This window comes from Pseudalkalibacillus hwajinpoensis (assembly GCF_015234585.1).
Taxonomy (GTDB): Bacteria; Bacillota; Bacilli; order Bacillales; family Guptibacillaceae; genus Guptibacillus; species Guptibacillus hwajinpoensis_B.
The window spans coordinates 1-22,884 of record NZ_JADFCM010000004.1; the positions used below are offsets into that span (position 1 = coordinate 1).

21 protein-coding genes are annotated in these 22,884 nt (G+C 39.1%); 6 read left to right on the forward strand and 15 right to left on the reverse strand.

Annotation, left to right across the window (positions count from 1 at the left end):
* On the forward strand, positions 1–501 hold a 501-nt coding region (locus tag IQ283_RS09600; RefSeq protein WP_276511824.1), incomplete at its 5' end, for a glycine betaine ABC transporter substrate-binding protein.
* A 47-nt stretch (positions 502–548) separates the two neighbouring features.
* Here IQ283_RS09600 and IQ283_RS09605 read toward each other — a convergent pair.
* The 10 genes from IQ283_RS09605 to IQ283_RS09650 all read right to left on the reverse strand — a co-directional run bounded on the left by IQ283_RS09605 (position 549) and on the right by IQ283_RS09650 (position 13,779).
* Positions 549–1,448, reverse strand: a complete 900-nt coding sequence (locus IQ283_RS09605) for a glycine betaine ABC transporter substrate-binding protein (RefSeq protein ID WP_242057315.1) — start codon at positions 1,446–1,448, stop codon at positions 549–551.
* Positions 1,449–1,462: 14 nt separating this feature from the next.
* Positions 1,463–2,125 (reverse strand): ABC transporter permease, encoded by a 663-nt coding sequence (locus tag IQ283_RS09610; protein ID WP_194219978.1) that lies wholly within the window; start codon positions 2,123–2,125, stop codon positions 1,463–1,465.
* Entirely contained in the window at positions 2,118–3,257 is a 1,140-nt protein-coding gene (locus IQ283_RS09615) for an ABC transporter ATP-binding protein (RefSeq protein WP_194219979.1), read from the reverse strand. The genes IQ283_RS09610 and IQ283_RS09615 overlap by 8 nt, the downstream gene beginning before the upstream one ends.
* Positions 3,258–3,444: 187 nt before the next feature.
* Entirely contained in the window at positions 3,445–5,772 is a 2,328-nt protein-coding gene (locus IQ283_RS09620; RefSeq protein WP_194219980.1) for a YhgE/Pip domain-containing protein, read from the reverse strand.
* Positions 5,773–5,960: 188 nt separating this feature from the next.
* The gene (locus tag IQ283_RS09625) at positions 5,961–6,536 is read right to left on the reverse strand and encodes a TetR/AcrR family transcriptional regulator (protein ID WP_194219981.1); all 576 of its coding nucleotides are present in this window, start codon (positions 6,534–6,536) and stop codon (positions 5,961–5,963) included.
* A gap of 10 nt (positions 6,537–6,546) precedes the next feature.
* The gene (locus IQ283_RS09630; protein ID WP_194219982.1) at positions 6,547–7,797 is read right to left on the reverse strand and encodes an ATP-binding protein; all 1,251 of its coding nucleotides are present in this window, start codon (positions 7,795–7,797) and stop codon (positions 6,547–6,549) included.
* Positions 7,798–7,984: 187 nt separating this feature from the next.
* Positions 7,985–9,397, reverse strand: a complete 1,413-nt coding sequence (hemY, locus tag IQ283_RS09635; protein WP_194219983.1) for a protoporphyrinogen oxidase — start codon at positions 9,395–9,397, stop codon at positions 7,985–7,987.
* The gene (gene hemH, locus IQ283_RS09640; protein WP_194219984.1) at positions 9,390–10,343 is read right to left on the reverse strand and encodes a ferrochelatase; all 954 of its coding nucleotides are present in this window, start codon (positions 10,341–10,343) and stop codon (positions 9,390–9,392) included. The genes hemY and hemH overlap by 8 nt, the downstream gene beginning before the upstream one ends.
* Positions 10,344–10,364: 21 nt before the next feature.
* Complete coding sequence (gene hemE / locus IQ283_RS09645; RefSeq protein WP_194219985.1) at positions 10,365–11,408, reverse strand: uroporphyrinogen decarboxylase; 1,044 nt, start codon at positions 11,406–11,408, stop codon at positions 10,365–10,367.
* A 172-nt stretch (positions 11,409–11,580) separates the two neighbouring features.
* Positions 11,581–13,779, reverse strand: coding sequence for a transglycosylase domain-containing protein (locus IQ283_RS09650; protein ID WP_194219986.1), 2,199 nt, complete (start codon positions 13,777–13,779; stop codon positions 11,581–11,583).
* 159 nt (positions 13,780–13,938) lie between these two features.
* On the opposite strand from IQ283_RS09650, the gene IQ283_RS09655 reads away from it, so the two are divergent.
* The 3 genes from IQ283_RS09655 to IQ283_RS09665 all read left to right on the forward strand — a co-directional run bounded on the left by IQ283_RS09655 (position 13,939) and on the right by IQ283_RS09665 (position 16,319).
* Complete coding sequence (locus tag IQ283_RS09655; RefSeq protein ID WP_194219987.1) at positions 13,939–14,448, forward strand: antibiotic biosynthesis monooxygenase family protein; 510 nt, start codon at positions 13,939–13,941, stop codon at positions 14,446–14,448.
* 60 nt (positions 14,449–14,508) lie between these two features.
* Positions 14,509–15,267, forward strand: coding sequence for a PRC-barrel domain-containing protein (locus IQ283_RS09660; protein WP_194219988.1), 759 nt, complete (start codon positions 14,509–14,511; stop codon positions 15,265–15,267).
* Positions 15,268–15,455: 188 nt separating this feature from the next.
* Positions 15,456–16,319 carry a formate/nitrite transporter family protein gene (locus tag IQ283_RS09665; RefSeq protein ID WP_322098214.1) on the forward strand — a complete coding sequence of 288 codons (864 nt, stop codon included), beginning with the start codon at positions 15,456–15,458 and terminating at the stop codon, positions 16,317–16,319.
* Between the two features lie 49 nt (positions 16,320–16,368).
* Here the strand turns inward: IQ283_RS09665 and IQ283_RS09670 are convergent, their stop codons facing one another.
* Positions 16,369–18,600 (reverse strand): YhgE/Pip domain-containing protein, encoded by a 2,232-nt coding sequence (locus IQ283_RS09670; protein WP_194219989.1) that lies wholly within the window; start codon positions 18,598–18,600, stop codon positions 16,369–16,371.
* 245 nt (positions 18,601–18,845) lie between these two features.
* On the opposite strand from IQ283_RS09670, the gene IQ283_RS09675 reads away from it, so the two are divergent.
* Complete coding sequence (locus IQ283_RS09675) at positions 18,846–19,739, forward strand: diacylglycerol/lipid kinase family protein (protein ID WP_194219990.1); 894 nt, start codon at positions 18,846–18,848, stop codon at positions 19,737–19,739.
* Here IQ283_RS09675 and IQ283_RS09680 read toward each other — a convergent pair.
* From IQ283_RS09680 to IQ283_RS09690, 3 genes are all read right to left on the reverse strand, one after another.
* Positions 19,704–20,450, reverse strand: coding sequence for a phosphatase PAP2 family protein (locus tag IQ283_RS09680; protein WP_194219991.1), 747 nt, complete (start codon positions 20,448–20,450; stop codon positions 19,704–19,706). The genes IQ283_RS09675 and IQ283_RS09680 overlap by 36 nt on opposite strands.
* A gap of 103 nt (positions 20,451–20,553) precedes the next feature.
* Positions 20,554–20,901 carry a DUF3243 domain-containing protein gene (locus tag IQ283_RS09685; RefSeq protein WP_194219992.1) on the reverse strand — a complete coding sequence of 116 codons (348 nt, stop codon included), beginning with the start codon at positions 20,899–20,901 and terminating at the stop codon, positions 20,554–20,556.
* 18 nt (positions 20,902–20,919) lie between these two features.
* Entirely contained in the window at positions 20,920–21,435 is a 516-nt protein-coding gene (locus IQ283_RS09690) for a type 1 glutamine amidotransferase domain-containing protein (RefSeq protein WP_276511826.1), read from the reverse strand.
* A gap of 182 nt (positions 21,436–21,617) precedes the next feature.
* On the opposite strand from IQ283_RS09690, the gene IQ283_RS09695 reads away from it, so the two are divergent.
* A complete protein-coding gene (locus tag IQ283_RS09695; protein ID WP_098446445.1) occupies positions 21,618–22,052 on the forward strand; it encodes a ferritin-like domain-containing protein in 435 nt (144 codons plus the stop codon).
* 52 nt (positions 22,053–22,104) lie between these two features.
* On the opposite strand, the gene IQ283_RS09700 is transcribed toward IQ283_RS09695, so the two are convergent.
* A complete protein-coding gene (locus IQ283_RS09700; protein ID WP_194219993.1) occupies positions 22,105–22,845 on the reverse strand; it encodes an EcsC family protein in 741 nt (246 codons plus the stop codon).
* Positions 22,846–22,884: the final 39 nt, after the last annotated feature.

Genomic DNA, 22,884 nt, shown 5'->3' on the forward strand with positions numbered 1-22,884 from the left:
AAAGAAGATCAGCCTTCTGCTCATACAATTCTTGATCAGTTCAACTGGACTCCAGAAGACATGGGCGATGTTATGGTCGAAGTACAGGAAGGTGCTAAGCCTGAAGAAGCAGCACAAAACTGGGTAGACGAACATTCCGACATGGTAAAAGAATGGACTAAAGGTGCTGATGAAGTAGACGGTGAAGAAATCTCACTTGCATATGTAGCATGGGATTCTGAAATCGCAAGTACGAACGTAGTAGCTAAAGTTCTTGAGAGCGTAGGCTATGAGGTTAAATTAACTCAACTTGATGCAGCTTCTATGTTCATCGCTGTTTCTGAAGGTGATGCTGACGCAATGGTAGCTGGATGGCTTCCAATTACACACGCTGACCTTCTAGATGAATATGGTGACAACATGGACCGTCTTGGAGTAAACCTTGAAGGTGCGAAAACAGGACTTGTTGTTCCATCATACGTTAAAGCTGATTCTATTGAAGATTTAAAACCAGCTGAATAACATAAATGAAAAAGCGAGATGAGGAATTCCTCATCTCGCTTTTTTTATTAATCAATCAATCCTTTTTCTTTCAAGAATTCCATTGCAACATCCTCAGGCTCTTCTCCATCCATATCCACTTTTGCATTCATTTCAGACATTTCTTCTTCTGAAATACTTCCAGCAAATTCGTTCACAACCTTCTCAAGATCAGGATGTGAATCAAGAACTTCCTGTCGAACAATTGGCGCAGCATAATATGGTGGGAAGAATTGCTTATCGTCTTCAGTTGTTGCAAGATCAAAACGAGCAATTCGTCCATCAGTTGTAAAGGCAGGAATCACATCGACTTCACCTTCATTTAAAGCATCGTACATGATATTCGGATCAAGACTCACTTCGTCTTTGAAATTAAAACCATAAGCTTCTACTAGGGCATCGTAACCATCTTCTCTTTCGTAGAACGTGTGTGGTCCACCAAATACCATATCATCTGAAGCTGGGATAATGTCCGAGAACGTTTTTGCATTTACCTCTTTATTTGTGTCTTGAGTCATAGCAAGCGTGTAGCCATTCTCAAATCCAAGTGGTTCAAGCCAAACAAGATTATATTCATCTTTGTATCCTTTTTTCACGCGTTTAAAAATCTCATCAGCTGACTCATCTGATTCAGCACTTTCCTTAAGTACCGCTTCAAGACCTGTACCTGTATATTCCACGTACATGTCAATATCACCATCGATAAGCGCCTGTTGTAGAATATTTACTTCACCAACACCTGCATCAACCTCTACTTCATAATCACTGTTAGCCTTTATGTACTCCGCAAGAAGGTGTGGTAAGATATATTGCTCAGTCCAGGGCTTACCGGAAATAACGATCGGATCACTTTCTTCACTTCCGCTATCTCCTCCACATGCAGCAAGAACCATTACAACTCCTAGTAAAAGTAAGGTAATTCTCTTCAAACGAATCTCTCCCTTTATTTTTTTGCTTTAACTCCTTTAGGAGTTGCCGCATTTTCTAATAATTTTAGAATTAAATCAAATCCAAGAGCCAGAATAGTTGCAGGAAGTGCACCAGCTAATACGAGCTCATCTTTATTCGAGGTAAGACCACGATATATAATATCGCCAAGTCCTCCTGCACCTACAAAAGTAGCGAGAGTTGCAACTCCGATTGTTAGGACAGTAGCTGTTCTGACACCAGCCATAATAACCGGTAGAGAAAGAGGCACTTCAATCTTCATCAAAATTTGCATATTCGTCATACCCATCCCTCTTCCAGCTTCAATAGAAGATTGATCTACGGAAGTGATGCCAGTGTACGTATTTCTGAGGATTGGAAGAAGCGCGTAAACCGTTAAAGCAATAATAGCAGTTATGTTTCCAATCCCTAGAAATGGAATAAGAAACCCGAACAGGGCTAAACTTGGTACTGTTTGAAAGATAGCTGCAACCGCAATGAATGGCTCCGCTAGCTTCTTTCTCCGTGAAATAAAAATACCAAGTGGAACAGATATTAATATGGCAATCACAATAGAGATGAACGAAAGGAATAGGTGCTCCTGAAGTGCTACTAGTATATCATCCCAACGATTCTGCATCGTCTCAATAAATAGAATGAAAAAATTCTCGTCATTCATTCAGGCTTCCCTCCTCTCTTTGATCATATTGTTCAAGTCCTGCTAACCCTCGCATCATACTACTTCTTGTAACTAATCCTGTAAGCTTATTATCTTCAACTACAGGGATACTGATCGGCTGATTTTTAGCAAATCGTTTCGCTATTTCAGGGTAGAGCGTGCTCTCATTAATGGACTCGATCACTTCAATCACATCCACAATTCGTTTCCCATCATCACCATAATGGTTTTGAACCTGTTCTAGCGTAACGACACCGATATATTCCTGCTCTGGCCCTGTTACAACCAGGCTATCGACTCGCTCTGATTTCATTAGACGGAACGCTTCTGCAAGACCTCTACTTTCTTTCACAGTTGCTACTTTTCTAATCATTAAATCGACAGCTGTTGGAGCTTGCCCTTTAGCCATTCGTTCATCACCTATGAAATTGCGGACAAATTCATTCTTAGGGTGGCGTAGCAAGCGATCCGGCGTATCTAGCTGAAGTATTTCGCCATCTTTCATAATGGCAATGCGATCGGCGATTTTCATAGCTTCATCCATGTCGTGCGTAACGAAAACAATTGTTTTCTGAATTTCTTTCTGTAGCTTTACAAGCTCGTCCTGAAGCTGTTCTCGACTAATAGGATCTAATGCGCTAAATGGCTCGTCCATCAAAATAATTGGTGGTTCTGCTGCAAGTGCACGAATGACACCAACTCTTTGCTGTTGACCGCCACTCAATTCTAGTGGATAGCGAGACCGAAAAATAGAAGGTTCTAACCCTACAAGATTAAGCATTTCATCGACGCGCTTATCTATTTTATCTTTGTCCCATTTTTTCAGTTTGGGAATTAAGGCAATATTTTCAGCAATTGTCATATGTGGCAAAAGTCCAATTTGTTGAATGACATATCCAATGCTTCTTCTTAGTTCAACCGGGTCCTGATCCGATATTGGTTTTCCATCAATATAAATTTGTCCACCACTTGGCTCTATTAATCGATTAATCATCTTCATTGTAGTCGTTTTTCCACAGCCGCTTGGACCAATGAGCGTTAATAACTCGCCCTTTTCAATATGTAAATTAATATCCTTTAGTGCTTCAGTACCATCAGCAAATTTCTTACTAATATGCTCGAAAGTAATCATTCTATCGCCTCTCCTGCCTCCCGAAAAATCCATAACTTCATAATACTTACCCTTCCATAACCTAATATGAAACCCTCAATGGCGCTTCATCACAACTTTCTTACTATTACTGTATCGTTTTTCCATTCATTTATCAAAAGAAAAGAGGCCGTCTCTATCAAATGATAGAGACAGCCTCCTTGTTTCATTATTCATTCATAGCTGGTTCCAAGCCATGCTTTTTACGCTTTTTCAATTCTACAAAGAAGAAGGTAATGGTTCCAATAGCAAAGATCGCAATAAATCCTAAGAGAACATATACATTTTGCCACATGAAATCAAAATCACCACTTGAAATGACGGCTTTCAAACCAGAAACTGTATACGTCATTGGCAACCATGTGTTAAAGATTTGTAGTCCTTCTGGAATTAACTCAAGCGGGAATGTACCTGCACTTGTTGTTAATTGTAAGATCAAAACAATGATCGCTACAAATCGCCCTGGATCTCCTAACGTTGTAACAAAGAACTGAATCAACGCCATATAAGCGAGACTGGATACAATAGAGAAGAGTAGGAATAATGGAATACTCTGTACTTCTATTTGCAATCCGTATAATAGAAGCGCATCCGACACAAGCGCCTGAATCACTCCAACAGATAGTAGAATGCCATATTTGCTCATAAACCATCCAATTGCTGTACGTGGGCTTCCAGCCGGATCACGAAGTGGGAACACAATGGACATAAGTAGCGCTCCTACAAATAGACCAAGTGAAAGGAAGTATGGCGCAAAACCTGTTCCATAGTTTGGTACAGATGAGACGGCTTCTGTATCTACATTTACTGGATCAGCAAACATATTGTACGTTTCATCATCAGCATTTGTATTAGAAGTTTCCTCAGCCGCTTCGCCAAGTTTATCACGAAGCTCTGTTGTACCATCTGTGAGTTTCTGTGCCCCGCTGTCAAGATCTTTAGATCCATCCGCTAATTGACCTGCACCGGATGATAAATCAGACGAACCACCTTCTAGTTCTGATAGCCCACTCACAAGCTCTTGTGAACCACTAGATAGTCCATTCATTCCTGAGTTAATTGTGCCAACATTATCAATCATGCTGTTCCAACCAGTCGCTACAGTATCGTTACCATCTGCAACCCGCATTGCTCCATCTTGAAGCTGAGCAATTCCAGACTCTGCTTGATTAATGCCATCACCAAGATCACTGAGTCCATCTTCTAGTTTTCCTTGTCCTTCATAAAGACCACTAGCACCTTGAGCAAGTTTCCTTTGTCCTTCTAATAGAGCATTCATCTTAGAAGATACACCTGAAAGTTTATCTGAAGCGTTAGCAAATGTCGTTGCTACTTCTCCAACTGACTTCGCCGCTGAACCAGATTTCTCAGCAATCGGTTGAAGCTGGCTAATTAGCGCCTGCTTCTGCTCATCCGTATATTGATCACTTGCTTGAATTGATTCAATTACGCCTTGCAGTTCTTTAGGTACCGCAGTTGCATTCGTTACTCCACTCGTTAGTGACTGTTTTAATCCTTCTGTATCAACTTCTGGTAATGAACTATTTTCTAATTCTGCAACAGATTGATCTAATCCAGCCATTAACTGCTTCGTTCCAGCGCGGCTTTCTTTAACACCAGATAGAAGTTCTTCTTGGCCAACTTTAAATTCACCCATTTTAGTACTAAGTTCTCCAAGCCCATTACTTACTCTTGAAGCTCCATCAGCTAGCTCACTAACTTCTGGTTGTTTTTCTTTTAAACCGTTTAATAAATCGGTTGTACCTTTATTTACCTTACTAATGCCATTTGCAAGATCAATGGACCCGCTTTCTGCACTACTAATGCCGTTGGTTAACTCAATTGACCCTTCATTGAGAGAGGCTAAGTTGTCTTTCAACTGCTGTGTACCGTCTTTTAATTCGGAAGAGCCATCAGCAAGCTCACCTGCACCATCTGTTGCTTCCGATAAACCATCAGCTATTTCACTGAACTTATCAAAGACAAGCTCACTGTAATTTTCAGTGATGTTCTCAGCAATTTGAGATTTAATTTCACTAACAGCCGTTCCACCGATCTGTCCAGCTAGAAAGTTAAAGCTTTCATTGGGAACATATTCAAGGTTTAGTTTATCCGGGTGTTCATCAAGAACAGTTGTCGATTTCTGAGAGAAGTTCTCGGGAATTTGAATTTTCATATAATAAGTTTGATCTTCAAGCCCTTTGTTCGCTTCTTCTTCATCTACGAAATCCCACTTGAATTCCGGTTCATCTTTCAGTTTATCTACTAATTCATTACCGATTTCAAGATGTTCCCCTTCGAAATCTGCCCCACTGTCACTATTAACAACAGCTACGGGAATTTGATCTAAATTTTCATAAGGATCCCAGAATGCCCACAAAAACATTCCACTATACATTACTGGAATAAACAACACCGCAATAACGGGAATTAAGATTTTTTTATTTTTTAACAATGACGACCATTCTGACCGAAATAGCCGAGATGATTTTTTCATTTTTGTCCTCCTGTCTGTTTGACCAAATTTCTCAATTGGTCATTTTAAACCAAAAAAAAGCAATGTTCTTTTTATAAAAACGCCTCGATTGACCATTTTTTAATTATGGTCATTTTTTGCTACAAAAAGTAATATAACACCGTTTCGTTAGAATAGCAATAGCAGTATTCCACTTTCTTTGGATACTGCTACTTCAATTTAATCCCGCTCATCATATAAAATTCCAGGTGATTTGCAATTTCTTCTTTCGTAAATGAAGAATGAGTTTTTTCCCAGTCAAAAATGAGTGCAATATACATTTTAAACATAAGAAATGCTGTAAGAGAAGGATCACACTTCTTCACTTCACCATCAGAAATACCTCTCTCGATTTCTTGTTCTAGAAAAGAAAGAATGGCTTTCTCAACAAGATCAAGGGCGTCCATTGCTGCAGGCGTTCCAATCTCACGCACTTCTTGAGATAGCTTTATAGCTAATTTATGCTCCTTCCGATGTTCCAGCACACTATAAAGAGCACGATGAAGATTGACAAAAAAGGACTCCTCTCTATGAATGGAATCTTGAGCAAGCCCCTTCAACTCCAACACCATACCTCTTACAATTTCATTGAATAGCTCTTCTTTATTTTTAAAAAAGGTATATATGGTTCCTTTTCCTACATTCGCAATTTTAGCGACTTGATCCATTGTCGTTGCTTTATAACCAAACATGGAAAAAGATTTTTCTGCTGCTTCTAAAATGCTTTTTCTTCGATCGAACGTCATCATTATCCCCCTATTGCTTTGTGGTTGGTAGTGTTATTGTAACCGTCGTTCCTTCGCCTAGTAAACTTGTGTAATTCACTCTTCCACCAATATTTCGAATTAGCCGGTTCGTGATCATTGTACCTAAGCCAGTTCCTTTCGATTTTGTTGTATAAAATGGAAGTCCGATCTTTTCAAGCTCTTCCTTGCTCATCCCGGCTCCATTATCACGAATAACGATATCTACCGTACCTCTTTTTGTTCCGTATTGCAAAGCAACATGAATCAATCCTTCTCCTTCAATTGATTCAATTGCATTTTTTATAACGTTTATTAAACATTGTTTTAATTCTTGGGAATTACCCCATATATGAAATTCGCCCTTTTCATCATATTGAATCTTAACCGCGTAATACGAGGCTAATACTTCCGTTAATGCAACTGTATCTCTGACAATTTTATTCAAATCTACTTGTTCACAGTCACTTTTTGAAGGTTTGATAAGCATCAAATAATCTGTAATGATTTTATTCGTCCGCTCGATTTCTTCCAGCATCAATGGGGCATAATTTTGAACTTTGGTGTCCGCTGTATCAGCCGAAATAAACTGCAGAAGACCTTTAACAGTCGTAAGCGGATTCCGTATTTCATGAGCGATAGCAGCAGCCATTTTTCCCGCAACTGATAGTTTCTCAAGATAAACCGTTTCTTGAAGTTGAATATTTATTAATACAAGTCGTTCAGTTAAATAGAAAATAATGAAATAGGCGATTGCAAATGACGTGAAATAGATCGGATAAAAATAGGTTTTTAACGGTTCTAAGAAAATAAGAATGATGGCAATATACGAAATGATAAATAGAATTCCTGTGAAAATAATCCCTTTCCACTTTCGGATTGATCTTTGAAAGTAGTTCATAAATCCAATTGCAATGAGAAACCCAACAATCGCAATAAGAACTCCAACCCAAGCATTTTCTCCACCCATCCAAGTTCGTGTTACAGAAATCGTGATCATACAAATGAGACCAGGCAGTTTGCCACCGTATAATGTTACAAGAATAAGAGGAACAACTCTTAAATCAAATACTGTATCTCCGAATTTTTCTAACGGAAAGAGCATACAAAGCAGAGCCATCAAGGAACTGATCACTCCATAAATTATTTTCTCTTTCAGGTTAATCGAGCTTGCTCTTGTAAATGGCATGACCATATTCCAGAGAAATAAGACTGAAAAGAGCATTGAAATATTAATAAGTAAGGGCCTTGCCATTTCCGACATGATTCGTACTCCTTTATTACTAATTGTTGCCATTTACATTCTACCATTAGAGTTTCTTCTACACTAACAAAAATAGATAATAGTTCCAGTATAACATTTGTTAATCTCTACAAAATCCACTCCTTTAAGTAAATTATAGCGAATAGAAATATAAAAAAGGTTCACCGCATTCGGTGAACCTTCCTTATTATTTGAAGAAATTTTGAACTGAGGCTACAGCTGCCTCCCCCTGATCAATACAGTCCGGGAGACCTACTCCATTGTATGAAGCTCCAGCTAGAAAAACGCCCGGCATTTTCTTTTCAATTCCTGAAATGACGGTTTCAATTCTATTACGGTGGCCAACCTCATATTGCGGCATAGATTGTCTCCATCTCGTAATTCGGTAAAACTCAGGGTGGCCTTCAATTTCCATAATTTGATTCAGATCGTTTAATACTGTCTGAACGATTTCTTCATCACTTTTCTCAACAATTCCATCATTACCTGCTCGACCTACATAACAACGAAGAAGTACTTTTCCTTTTGGTGCAGAATGTTGCCACTTACGATGTGTCCAGGTACAGGCGGTAATCGTATAATCAGCGTTTCTAGATACAACAAATCCTGTTCCGTCCATTGCCTTTTTTATGGCTTCTTCAGGGAAAGCCATTGCAACTGTTGCAACCGTTGTGGAAGGCATTTCCTTTAGTGGAGCTACTTCCTGATGGTCTCGTAACATATGATGTACCTGCTGATGCGGGGTCGTGATGATAACAGAATCAGCCGATAACTCCTCGCCGTTTGTTGTCTTAAGCGTGTAAGATCCATCGGCCTCATTTTGCTTTAATCGATCCACGTTAACATTTTTTCTAATGTTAACGTCTGTTAAACATCTTTCAATCCCCATAACAAATGACTGTAAACCTGATTTGACCGTAAGAAAAGCCGGCTTTTTCTTACCAGTGCTTCGGCGAGAAGGTGGTGTCGTCTTCTTCATCCCTAGAATTAAACTACGGTACTTTCTTTCCACTTCTGAGAATTGAGGGAAAGTTGACATAAGGCTGAGTTTATCGATATCTCCTGCATAAATACCTGACAGTAAAGGTTCGATTAAATTCTCAACAACCTCATTCCCAAGTCTTCTTCGAAAGAATAGTCCAAGTGACTGATCTCCCTCTCCCTGTTCTCTCCTCGGAAGAACTAAATCTCCTGCTGCTCTAGCTTTCCCTTTTAAGCTAAATAGCTTTGTCGAGATAAATGGAGAAAGCTCCGTTGGGATTCCCATTACTGCTCCACCTGGAATCGGATAGAGCTGGTCATTATTTAATACGAAGGCCTGTCCAGTGGAATTCGGAACAAGTTGATCTCCCATTCCCACTTCATTCACAAGACGTGCTGCGCTTTCCTTTCTAGCAAGAAAGGAGTCAGGACCACGTTCAATCACAAAGCCATTTGTCGTATCCGTTTGAATCTTTCCACCTAAACGATCTTTGCCTTCAAGTAACGTGATTTCATAGGATCGATTTTCGTTCCTCATCTCTTTTTGAAGGTAATAGGCGGCGGTTAATCCAGTAATCCCGCCTCCGATAATCACGATTTTTTTTGTTTGTTTACTCATACTGTATCATCTTCTTTTTTATTAGTTCATGCTTTACAACTGTGGCTAATATCTCTATAAATTCATCCGTTGCATTGGGCATTTCCGGACGATGATAGGCTGCACCAAGTTCATTGGTCATTTGTTGACATTCGTAATCATTGTCATATAGCACCTCGAGATGATCAGCGACAAATCCTACAGGACAGTAAATAAATCCTGTGTAACCTTCTTGCTCAAATAAGTCTCGAGTTAAATCTTGAATATCTGGCCCAATCCACGGATCTGGCGTATTGCCCTCGCTCTGCCAGCCAATGGCATAATGTTCTATCCCAGCTCTTTCAGCAATATGCTTTGCCGTTTCTTCTAGCTGGCCAGGATAAGGATCCCCGTTCTGCAAGATTCTCTCAGGCAAACTGTGAGCAGAGAATATAACAATGGTTTTCTTTTTTTCCTTAGCATCAATCTGACTTAAACACGATTGTAATTGATTCACCCAATATTGGATGAACTTAGGCTCGTTGTACCACTGGTCGATCGCATAGATATTGGGGAAGCCCCGTTTATCTGCTTCAGCTCTCGCTCGTTCATTATAGGTCTTTACACTTAATGTAGAGTAATGCGGAGCAAGAACAAGACTAACGGCTTCCTCAATCCCATCTTTCTGCATATTCCGAACGGCATCTTCTACAAAAGGTTCAATATGCTTCAAGCCAAGATAGCTCTTAAACTCTACCTCTTCGCCAAATTCTTCATTCATACGATCCTCTAGCTTTTGAGCCTGTTTTGTTGTTATATCCGATAAGGGAGATATACCACCAATCGCTTCATACCGTTCAATCAAATCCTCCAACATTTCTTCTGTAGGTCGCTTCCCCCGACGTATATGTGTGTAGTATGGTTCAATTTCTGCTTCACTTCGCGGTGTACCGTAAGCCATAACTAAAAGGCCAATGGTTCGCTTCATGCCATACCTCCCCCATTTCCATTAACTGTTCTTACGCGTATATTCGTGTACAAAATTCGTTAAACGCTGCAATGTCTCAACTTGAACTTGTGGGAACACCCCATGACCTAGATTAAAGATAAATCCTGGCGTCTCCATCCCCTGATCAAGAATTTCTTTTGTTCTTTGTTCAATGACTTCCCACGGTGCAAGTAGAAGTGCAGGCTCGAGATTCCCCATGAGCGGCTTTTTAATCCCCTCAACTTCTCTCGCCTTCTTAATTGAAATTCTCCAGTCTATTCCAATTACATCAACAGGGAGCTTGTTCCATTCCTGAATAAGATGACTCGCTCCAACGCCAAACATTAACAGTGGGACATTCAGTTCTTTTAAAGCAGAGAAAATGCGATTCATAACAGGAGCAATATACGTCCGATAATCCATATCATTTAACGCACCAACCCATGAATCAAATAACTGGATAGCTTGAGCACCCGCTTTTACTTGAGCTGTAAGATAAGCAATTGTCATATCCCCAAGCTTATTCATTAGCTGAAACCATCCTTCTGGATCAGAATACATGAATGCTTTAGTTTTATGATAATTCTTAGAGGGTCCACCTTCAATCATATAGCTTGCAACAGTAAACGGCGCTCCGCTAAATCCAATTAAAGGAACAGACAATTGCTCCCGTAGCATCTTAATAGTTTCCATTACATAAGGAATATCTTTCAGTGGATCAAGTTCACCTAGTCGATCAATATCAGATCTACTCTTAATGGGATTATCGATAACAGGGCCTACACCTGATTTAATTTCTACATCCACACCGATAGATGGAAGTGGCGTCATAATATCTGCAAATAGTATAGCTGAATCAACACCAAGCTGTTCAACGGCAAATCGCGTCACTTCAGCCGCTACTTCTGGGTTTAGGTTCATTTCATGAAATGAATATTTTTCTCTAATTTTTCTATATTCAGCCTGGTATCGACCTGCTTGTCTCATATACCAGACAGGTGTATGATCTGTCGCTTCTCCTCGGCATGCCCGAAGAAATTGATCATTAAATGATGCTTTATTCATGCTTGTCCACCTTTCTAATTGCAAAACGTACTTTTTTACATCCTTACATACTATAGCGATCGTAAGCTTCAGTGTACAGATATTGAAGAAAAAAGTCATAAAATCGTCCAACTTTGAAGCCGTTTACATCGTCTACTTTACCATAAGTAACCGATCGTTTAAGTGAAAATCCTCACTCATTTACCTGTTTTTCCTCTATCTTTTTATCTTCTTTCTCTTCTTCATTACCTTTAAACCTATCAAACAAACTGACGGAAGCTTCATTAGATGCCTCTCCTTCTTGCTCTGTTAACGGATTATAAGGAACTACTTGATAAGATACAGATCCAAAGAATGAGATCGAGTTTCTTGTATATTCCCCTTTTCCTTCAACTTCAGCTATCTTTTTTCTCTCCCCATCTTTTATTTCATAGATGTGATAAACAATACGATCATCAGAGGATGCTGTCCAATTCAATTTGACGGCGGGAAGACCATAAAGGAAATCAAAATCTGCCTTCAAATCATTCACTTTTGGCAGGGTAATAGGTTTTTCCATATCTTTCAATCCTGAAGGCTTACTAAATTCCTTAGTACTATTCTCATCGATTGAAGTATTTACCACCTTTTTAAAAAGTTGAACCGGATATTCACTTCCACCCGTCAGATACTGTGATTCCGTTGTCCGGTCATACCCCATCCATACTGCACCCACCAAATCTGGTGTGAAACCGACAAACCAGGCATCACGCGAACCACCCGATACTCCCTCATACGAAGTTGTTCCAGTCTTACCAGCGATAGCAACATCTGCTTCTCCACTTGTGGCGGTACCATTCTTAACGACACCTTCGAGTATTCTTGTCATATACCATGCCGTTTGTTTGGAGTATACTTTCTCTTCCTCTTGTTTTGCTTCACCTACTACCTTGCCGTCATTATTGTATAACTTACTAATAAAATAGGGATCGACATGCTTTCCTTCTTGAGCAAACGGACGATAGGCTTCCATCATTTCAAAGGGAGAAACGCCTTTATCAATCCCTCCAAGAGCGATTTTTAAATCATTATCTTCAATTGAAAGGCCACTTTTTTCAAGAAAAGATTTTGAATATGAAATTCCAATCTCATTTAATAACCAAACTGCAGGTGCGTTAGCAGATACTCTGACAGCATCATAAAGAGAGAGTTGACCAGCGTATTGGTTATTATAGTTAGATGGAGAGTACCCATCGTAGTCAGTCTTTTCGTCCTTTAATAATGTGTAAGGACTGTATTCCTTTTTCTCAATTGCTGGCCCATATACGGCTATAGGCTTGAATGCAGATCCAGGCTGCCTCTTTGAGGTCACGTGGTTAAGACCCTTCTGAACATAATCACGACCTCCCTGAACCGCTACTACTCCACCACTCTTTGCATCCATCATCGAGAGAGCCCCTTGAGGCGGATTGTTAGGATCACTTCCTGGGAAAAGCTTTCCGTTTTGAAATTGTTCATAAGCTGCTTTCTGCAAATCTTTATCCATTGGAACTACGATCTTATATCCACCACGTAATACTTCTTCATTCGAAAGATTAAATCGAGTCTTCGCTTCTTGAAGCGTCATATCAATGTACGTAAGGAAAGCTGCTTCCTTTGTTACTTCTGCCACATCAAGAGATAGCGTCTTTCCTTGAAGTCGAACCGCTTCTTTTGGTGTTAAATAATCCTGTTTCTCCATTAAAGATAGCACTAAATCTCTACGCTCTTTACTCTCTTCAGGATGATTAATTGGTGAATAATTTGAAGGTGCTTTCGGAAGCCCAGCTAACATGGCACCTTCTTCAACACTTAACTCTGAGACTGGTTTATTAAAAAACAACATCGAAGCTGACTGTATGCCATAAGCACCATGTCCAAAATAAATCTGGTTTAAATACATTTCTAATATCTTCTTTTTACTGTAATTACGTTCTAAATTAATTGCGATAACAGCTTCCTTCGTTTTCCTCAACCAAGATTTGTCATTAGTTAGAAAAACATTCTTCGCTAATTGCTGTGTAATCGTACTTCCGCCTTCTACTTTTTTTCCAGCAAGAATATCACGATAAAGCGCTCGGCCAATTGCTTTTACATCAAGACCATGATGATCGTAGAATCGGCTATCTTCTGTTGCAACGAAAGCTTCCTGAACATGGTCTGGAATATCATCTATTGAGACCGGCTCACGGTTTTCAAAATAGAGTTTCGTAATAATTTCCCCATCTTCATCTACAAGTTGGGTAGCTGAATTCATCACAAGCTTTTTTTCGTCGATGACATAGTTTCCAGCAAGTAATATCCCCAAATACCCTAATAACCCAATGAGGAATACAGCTAATGTTGCGATTAAGCCTATGCCGAGTTTTTTCATTCTATGAGGCACTCCCTTATTAACTTAATTACAGCTAAGCTTACATGAAATAATGTTATATTTGTACTATATACAATGACGATTCTGTTTAGTTTTTGCCAAATAAGGGTAAAGTATCAGGCAATTCTCCCTGATCACTTCATTGAAAGGATGAATAAGATGAACGTTTACGTTACATATGGAACTTACGACTATTTATCAAAGGTAAAAGAAGATCATGACGGAGAAAATGTAAAGCTTTTTTCTAATTCTGATGGTGCTGCACTTTATCACGAAACGTCTTCCGAAACTTTTTTCAAAAACGCTAAGAAATACGAATTAATGGACGAAAAAGGCGAGGTAACTGATCCTGGTTTTGTTGTTTTAAACCATATTCCTGTTGAGGAAAGTGAACGGGCGATATTTGAAGATAGGTTTAAAAACCGCGCTGGGAAAGTGGAAAATGAACCCGGGTGTCAAGGAATTCGAATTTTACGTCCAGTTCATAACGATCCATATATCGTCGCCACATTCTGGAATACTGAGAAGGACTTCAAGAATTGGCAAACTTCTGAAGCTTATCAAACAGCGCACAAAAATCGTAACACAAGTAAAGGACTTCCAAAAACGATCTTTTCAGGAAAGCCATATCTTAAAACTTATCAAGTCGAAAAAACAGATTCGGTTTAATTCTTAACGTGGTCGGGTAGTTTTTAGCTTAAGTGAATTATTCATATAGGAGTGAGCCTCATGTTAGTAAGCGAGAGTGAAGTGAATAAATACACGATCGATACAAAAGATGGCCAAAAAGGCGTCTTAAAAGAGCTCTATTTCGATGATGAACATTGGACTATAAGGTATCTTGTTGTCGATACACACAAATGGTTACCTGGTCGAAAGGTATTGATTTCTCCGATTTCAATCGAGCAATTGAATCATGAGAATGAAGCTATTTCAGTTTCGCTTACATCTGAAGAAGTAAGTGAAAGCCCTGATATTGATACCGATCAACCTATTTCTAGAAAACACGAAATGGAACTGAACCGCCATTTTAGCTGGCCTTATTATTGGGTAGGAACTAACGCCTGGGGTAACGGGATGTATCCAAGACCGTTTATGGCTGATGATTTACCTGATGCTGATTCAACTTTGCATCATTCTAAACAAGACGAAGAAAATCACTTGCGAAGTACTAATGAAGTAGCTGGATACCACATTCAGGCGACTGACGGTGAAATTGGTCATGTTAAAGATTTCATTTTTGATGAAGAATCATGGCAGCTTCGATATATCATTGTCGATACTAAAAACTGGTTTTCCGGAAAAGAAGTACTGCTTTCTACAAAATGGATTCATGACATTCATTGGCAAGATCGATCGGTAGTTGTAAATATAAAAAAAGAAGAAGTTCGTCAATCACCAGAATTCCGTCTAAACGAACCCATTACTCGCCGTTTCGAAGAAGACCTTCATACGCACTATGGGAAAACGGGATACTGGAAATTTTAATGAAAGCGAGGTGACCATTCACCTCGCTTATTTCAGACAAACTTTGAGTTGATTTCCCAGGAAATCTAACTTGTTGACAGCAAATCTGGATTTTTTTATATTAATGGCAAAGTAAAAGCACATTCGTCAGTTTAGTCCAAAAAACAAGAACGAAAATAATAGGACAAGAAATAGATAGGAGATTTATTGTGGCGAATTCTAACAAAAAAGACAAACAAGTAAAATATCCTGAAAGACAATTTTATTTTCCGGCCCAAATTGTTGAAACATTTATCGCAAAAGGGGAGTCTCATAGCGCCAGACCACTGAATCGGCAGTTTATTTTATCGATCCTAGCTGGGGCATTTGTTACGTTCGGAGCTATTTTCTCTGTTCTAATTGCTATGGGAGTTGAAACGGAAGGTGTTAGTAATCTTCTTTCAGGAATAGGATTTGTAACAGGATACGCGATTGTTTTTATTTCGGGAGCCATTCTTTTTACTGAAGTTAACGTACTCCTTCCTACGTACATCCTCCAAAGAAGATTTTGGGTTCCTAAGAATATTATGAAGTTTTGGATAGTTTGTTATTTTGGTAACTTACTAGGTGCCCTGCTGGTAGGTGCTCTTGTCGTTGCATCAGGATCATTATCCCCTGAATTCTATAGCGAATTAGCTACATATACAGAGCACAAAATGAAATTCCTATCTCATGGAACGGTAGGGTGGTTTCAAATTCTTCTCTCAGGTATTATTGCGAACTGGCTTATTGGAATGGCTGCGTTTCTTGCTACCGCAGCTCGTGATTTAACAGGTAAAGTTCTTGCTACTACACTTCCTGTCATTATATTTGTGGCAGGAAATTTCCAGCATAGTGTAGCCAACATGGGTTATTTCAGCACATCCTTTATTCATGGCTCGGAATACTCTTGGATGGAATTCCTGTTCTTTAATCTTGTTCCAGCAAGTATCGGTAACCTGATTGGCGGTGGGGTACTCGTTGCTCTAACATTTACGTATGCGTTTAAAGAAGAAATTAACGAAGAAAGCCTTCCAAAAGAAGAAGCAGAGTGAGAAAAAGCAGCCTGTCAGTTGACAGGCTGCTTTTTCTTCAAAGAGGATATTAATGAAATAACCCTGATTCTCTGGACTTTTTCATTAAATACTTCGTCTTTTTAATGATAACTTCCTTAAGTACCGCTCCTATGAGAAGGAACACAACAGAAAAAATTCCCAAAAAGAATAAATCTTCTTTTGCTCGTGCCCATACAATTCCTCCTACTGCTTCTCTCATTAAATCTACTGCGTACGAAAATGGTAAATAAGGATGGATTGCTTGAAAGAACTCTGGTAGCAAAGCAACTGGATACGTTCCACCTGACCCAGCAATTTGAAGAACAAGAAAGACAATAGCCATCGCTTTACCTACATCCCCAAATACAGCAACTAGAGTATAAACCATTAACATGAACACAAAGCTAATCACGAGTCCAAATAGTACAAAAAGAACAGGATTTACGATATCTACATTTAGAATAAAGAGATCTCCTGACGTTACAACAAGTGTTTGAAGGAAACCAATGCTAATAAACGTCAATAATTTTCCGAAATACACTTGGCGATTCGACGCTTCTTCAAAACCAGTGGCTTCAGTGGTAAGTAATGAAACAAGAAGAAGTGCCCCTACCCATAATGATAGAACAGTATAGAACGGTGTCATACCTGTACCGTAATTTTGAATCGGGAAGAGTGAATTTTTACTTAACACAATAGGTTCTGCGAAAAAGCTTTGCTCTGCCATAGGATCATTCTTCAGTAAATCAATGATCTCGTTAATATCTGTTTCTCCTTGAATCTCTCTGATTCGATCCGCAAGCTGGTTCACTTTATCATTTACGTAAGGATATTCATTTAACATGTATGCTAAAATATCTTGACCTTCCCCTATATTCTCTTCAGTACTTGAAAGAATTCGTTCCACTTCAGGGATGGTGGTTTGCGCCTCTTTTAACGTCGATCGAGCATTCGATAACGTCTTTTTCGCACTTGCCACTTCAGCAAGAACACGAGGCTCAATGTCTTCCTTGTACTCTTTTAAGAATGAATCGATTCGATCAGCTGTTTCTCCGGATTTTTCCTGAAGAGTTGTTAAAATATCATCTATTTCTTCTTGCTTATCAGCTAAAGTAGATCCAATTTCACCACTATCTGCTTTAATGGTCTGTAACTGTTCTTTAACTTGATCAAGATCAGCAATTGCCTCATCGATAACCTCTTGCTGCTGCGAGTTAGCGGAAGGCTCCTGTGCTCTCTGTTGACGAGATTCTTCTCCTTCTTCCTGCGACTCCACATTCTCGTTATTATCGCTAGCTTCCTGTACTTGCTTCAATACGCCCTGAACATCATCAATACGCTGAACAGAGTCATCTACTTGTTGATTTATCTGATTTCTTATTTCTTCTACTGAGGATAAATCAATATCTGGCGATTTTAAATCCGATAAGAACTTATTTACGTCCTCAGCTGTTTGTTGAGCTTTAGTTAAATCTTCCTCTACTTGGGGTGCAAGCTTATTCAATCGATCTTCTGACTCATTTAAAAATTGTGTGGTTTCATCAATCGTGCTAATGCCTTCACTCGTAATTTGCTGAGCTTCCGGAAGAAGTCCTTGAACTTTATTTATCACATTTTCAGCATCTCTCGAGTCAGATAGAGCATCGGAAATCAAACGATTGATCTCTGGAAGGTTCTCTTCTAGTTTGAAGACATATTCCTCAAATTGTTTTATGTCTGATAAGTCCTTTTCAAATTCTACTCCTAAATCATTAAATACATCAAAGATCGTCCCATTTACAACCGATACAAAGTTACTTGTAATTTGATCTACAATGACGCTCGCACCTTTTTCAGTGATCTTTGGTGCGATCGCATTTACTTTTTCGTTTACATAGTACTCTACTTCCGCTTTCTCAGGTTCATCATTAATAACTGTCCCAAGCTTCTCTGAAAAGTCTTCTGGAATGACGATCACTGCAAAATAGTCCCCATACTCAAGCTTATCCATCGCAGCTTCTCGATTTGAGAAATGCCACTCAAGACTGTCATTATCTTTCAATTCCTTCGTTAACTCTCCACCTGCATCAATCTCCTTATCCCGAATGGTTGCCCCCTTGTCTTCATTGACAATGCCAACCGGAAGCTGATCCGTTTGACTATAAGGATCCCATGATGCTCCAATATTAAACCAAGCATAAAGAGAAGGTAGAATAATGAGACCGCCTAATAGAATTGCAGCTACCCAATTCGATCCAATTCCCTTCCAATCTTTCTTGAAAATTCTTAAAATATTCTTCATTTGCAAGCTCCTACTCGTCAAAATATGTATCCTCCAACTAGTATAATTCCCTAAGAAGTGAATTGTCATGAGAAATGAGTCCAATGTCAATCAGTCCAGTCTCTCAACCAATTGCGATAGGTACTATGTGGAGGTGTTCAGCCAATTGAATTCGAAATCAACTTTTTTCGAATTCTACTATCCGTGTGTACTTCACTGAATATAAGGGAATAAGAAAGGGAGATTATACGAAAGGAGTCATTATCTTGACACGTGTAGCCATTATCTTAAATCCCAAAGCTGGAAATGTTAAAATGGTCAATCAAATTGATACGATCCAAGAAAGGTTACGAGAAAACTATGATCAGGTTTCCCTTTATAAAACTGAATACAAAGGACATGGTGCTGAATTAGTCGCAGAGCTAGGCGACGAAGTAGACATTCTCGTTGGGGCTGGTGGGGATGGGACCATAAATGAATTAGCAAATGCGATTTGCCAAAGAGAGAAGCGTCCTGTTTTCGGTATTATTCCTGGAGGAACTTGCAATGACTTCTCTAGAGCAATCGGAATCAACCAGAATCCACTCCTAGCTGTTGATCAGCTTTTAGAAAATAACCGTTCCCTTATTGATGTAGGTCGATCAAATGATGAGTATTTCTTGAATTTCTGGGGAATCGGCTTAATCACTCAGGCTTCTGAGAACATTAATCCTGATACAAAAGAAGTTTTCGGAAGGCTTTCTTACTACATTAGTACTGCACAAACGATCAACAATCCACAGCCTTTTCATCTTAAAGTAGATGCCGATGGGCAGAATTTTGAAGGGGAAGCTGTCATGATGATCGTAGGGAACGGTCCATTTACTGGCGGGATCCAAGCTTTCTTCCCTGAAAATAACCTGCAAGATGGTGAATTTGATGTCTTAATCATTAAAGAAACGTCTCTTCCAACTTTTTGGTCCATTTTTCAATCAAAGGTTTTCAAGCAGTCGCGATTTAACGAAGATATCATTCATTTCCAAACAAAAAGTTTAAAAATAGAAGCTGATCCAGAGCAAAATATCGACTGTGACGGAGAACGTCATTATACGACTCCGTCAACGCTCGAAGTATTGCCTGCATACTTAACTGTTCTTACTGGAGAAAATTTTTCTGAATGAACCCAATGTTAACGAGGATCTCTTAATCCAAAGAACCCATTCAAGAGAGAAAATACAAACAAATAGCCAGAGTGTACCAGCTGCATAACCTGCTAGAACGTCACTTGGATAATGAACACCTAAATAGATTCGACTAAATCCGATCAGTGCGATGAAGAAGAATACAAGTGTTCCACTTAACCACTTTGTCGTTCTACTCCTCTGGCTTCTTACAATAAGGTAACCAATAAATCCATATAGTAGAAAAGATCCCATCGCATGTCCACTAGGGAAACTATACCCCACTGCATCATAAGCAGCATCGATAGAAGGTCTTGACCTAGCAAAGAAATGTTTGAGTTCTGTCGTTAAAAGTCCGCCTGCCGCCTGTGCTATGACGAAAAAGAGAATGCTCCAACCATCACGTAGTTTAAACCATAGAAAAGCTACAGTCGCAACAGAAACCACTGAAATCCACCAAACAGAGCCAAGTTCTGTTACAAATTCCATCACATTTAATAATCCATCGGAACGAATGCCATCTACGCCAGAAATAATCGCTTGATCAAATTGTATCGTTTCTTTTTCTAATATTTCTTCTGCTAACTCTGAAAACAACATGATGGCCAAAACGGCAATGAATAGTCCAAATGCATTGAGTACAAGTGGAAACCACACTTTTTTTTGCTTTAATGCTCCTGGCAAGGAGCTAAAAAAATTATTTTTATTCATAATATCGCGCCTTTCACCGTTTTCAATTCTCCAAACTCTGTGAAGTTCTTCACCTCATAAAATTCTTTTTAAAAAAGCCGCTGTATCAGCAGCGGCTTTGCCTTTACTTATCTTTAGTTAGAACCATTCGTACAAGAAGATGGGCCAATTCATGACGTTGCTCTTTACTTCCCACGAGCCATAACTCTTGTAATAGCTTTTCTTCTCTATTCTTAGGCTCCTCCTTCTTCGCGAGATAACCCGCTACTTTCTCTGCAGCTTGAGCTAGCGCTTCTTCACTAAGTCCTAATTTTTCTCCGATTTCGACTCTAGTGGCAAGGTATTTCTTAAAGTCCTCAAAGTTGGAGAGAATATCATCCATTTTGTCATCGCTCATGCGATCTAATGTATCATCAACTTTATTTACATCGAGCTGACTATCTTTATCAACTAAATGATTTTTTTCACTCATTACTTCCACTCCTTTTTATCAGTTGTCCATAACAGCCAGAGATTTTTCAATGAATGCCGGAATATCGTCTGGATTTCTACTACTAACTAAATTTCCACCACAGACAACCACTTCTTCATCAAACACATTGGCACCCGCATATTTTAGATCTGTTTGAATGGATTTAAATCCTGTAATGTTTCTTCCATTTAATACTTCAGCAGAAATGAGCAGCTGTGGACCATGACAGATCACAAGAGTTTTCTTATTTAGAAACATCATTTTTTTCGTAAATGCAACAAATCGTTCATCTGCGCGCAGTTCATCAGGTGAAACGCCACCTGGAATAAAAAGAACGTCAAAATCTTCCGCATTTACCTCATCGATTCCTTTATCGGATATTACTTTAGCCTCGCCTTGCTTTCCCGTTAATTCTTGACCAGCTTCTGTACTAATTACTGTCAGCGAATGGTTTGCATTCTTAAACTGCTCAGCAGGTTTTGTATATTCTACATCCTCAAACATGCTTGTCATAAGTACTGCTATTTTACTCAATTTAAGCCCTCCTATAAATTAACTAGTTGTGATTTACATAGTTGAATATTACCCCTCCTACTATCAGTCAAACATCCATCCTATTGTTCCTATCTTTTTCAATGTTTATGTTTTATTAACGGAGTGGAAGGGTAAAATTAATATGGAACCAAAACAGAACAGATTTAGAAAGGATGTTTAGAATGGCCGACAAAAAACAAGAACTAATTGATGGACTTAATGTGGATCTAGCAAATGAATACGCTGCTAGCATCATGTACACTTACAATGCAGCTGTTGTATCTGGTTTATATCGTCAAACACTAAAACCATTCTTTGAAAGTGAAATTGCAGATGAACAGGGCCACGCTCTTTACCTTGCAGAGAAAATTAAAGTACTTGGCGGTACACCAACAACTGCTCCTGCAGAAGTAAAACAACTTACTGATGTAAAAGAAATGCTTATTGAAGCTAGAACGGCTGAAAAAGATACCATCGATCGTTATGAAAAACGTAAAAAGCAAGCAGAGGAACTAGGATTTACTGAACTAGTTGTGAAGCTTGATGATATGATCGCTGATGAAACACACCATATGGAAGAAATGGATCGCATTCTTAGCGACGCACGCTTCGAATAAGATAATTGATACAAAGAGGCCAGCCGGAACATCCGGCTGGCCTTTTCATTGTCTATTGTTCTTCATCTTTTACCTCAATGATGCGCTTCCTGTAAGCATTCATAGCATTTTCACCTAGCCAGTCGAGAAAATGGTAATTCACATAAGCTCCGACAATCGCTCCAATGCCAGGAATCATCTGAAGTAATTTAGGAAGGTCGATATAATCTCTATACTCGAGTTGAAACGACTTCCAATCATGTTCATCATTGAATTTATTTCTTATTTCCAGCTGGTTAAGCGTATCATCCCAGTTAGCGATGCGCTCATAACTGCTTCTTCTCGCCTCATCTGCTGAAAAAGCAAGTTGAAAAATCGTAAGAATAAACACTCTTTCTTCGAATTTCTTAGCATCATATCCATAAACACTGGCAAGATCAAAAAGGAATTTCATCTTTATGGATAAAAGCAAAGGAAAATCAGCTAAACCAAGAAGGATCCCACCTGCGCCTGTACCTGCTCCTTCTGTAGCAGCAATACGTTTATACTTAAGAATTAACCGTCTTGCTTTTTCATCTCTCACTTGAAGAGGTTGATTGATATCTGGTTCTTTAACAGTATACGTATTTCCAACCAGAACACCTTGGACCATTGTTTTAATACCATTTGTGACGATCGAATGGATACGTTCAGGTATTCTATCGTTAATCCGATTTTGTATTTTTTTTGCTGAGCGCGAAACCATAGAAGATTTTTTCTTTATTTTTCGTTCCCAGGATTCAAGCTCTTCTTCTACCTCACTTAAATAACTCATGCCGCAAAACATCCTTTGACTCTGACTTTTAACACCAAA